At 64.0% G+C, this 852-nt stretch carries 1 protein-coding gene; it reads right to left on the bottom strand.

The features are described from left to right. A partial coding sequence (locus GY769_01355) for a hypothetical protein (GenBank protein ID MCP4200564.1) occupies positions 1–852 on the bottom strand: 852 nt, incomplete at both ends.

The following is an 852-nucleotide window of genomic DNA, read 5'->3' on the forward strand; positions in this document are numbered from 1 at the left end:
GCAGGAAGGAAGCGATCAACTGCCTCGATCGCCCTGTCGGCGTTGTTCGTGAGCGAAAAGCTGCGGGCCGCCTCGGCCGCCACCCCGACCGTCACCGGATCGTCGACCGATTCGATCGCGTCGTACACATCCTCGATAGCCGCCAAGGCGTCGGGCGACCGGAAATAGCTGTTGAGCAATTCGCTCTTGGCAGTCGCCGCCCGTCGAAGTCCGATCGTGTTGTTGGAAACACCGAAATGTTCGAGGGCGGCGTCGACATAACCGAGCCCCCGCTCTACCTCTCCGTGCTTACTGGCAGAGTCGGCGGCCTTTAGCTGGAGATCAGCCTGGGTATCGGGGTCGGTCGTCAACTCGACCGCTTCGTCGAGAAGGCTCATAGCCTGGATGTGCGAATGGAGCTCGACGGCTCGTCCGGCGGCCTCCGTAAGGCTGCCGATGGCGCTGTCGATGAGGGCGGCCCGCTCGATCCCTTCAGGAGTGGCCTCGTACGCCCCCATGAAGTGACCAGCGATGACGCCGGCCAGCTCAGGGTCGCCCAGCGTTTCGAGGTACTCCGCCGCGGCCAAGTGTTTGGCGCGCCGCTCCTGGCGGGGAAGACGGTGATAGGCGACCTCGCGTATGAGCGACTGAACGAAACCATATTGACCGCGTTCGGGAGAACGCGGATCGTCCTCCAGGTCGAGCAACTCGAGCTTGATGAAATGGCTCAGTCGGGTCTCGAGTTCCTCGGCCGGCTCGCCGCGCAGACAGGCTAGCCCATCGAGAGTGAAGGTCTGGCCGAGGATGGCCGCATCCTGGAGGAGACTTTGCTCGGCAGGATCCAGTCGATCGAGCCGGGCCCCGATCACGGCC

Source organism: bacterium, assembly GCA_024224155.1.
Lineage (GTDB): Bacteria > Acidobacteriota > Thermoanaerobaculia > Multivoradales > JAHEKO01 > CALZIK01.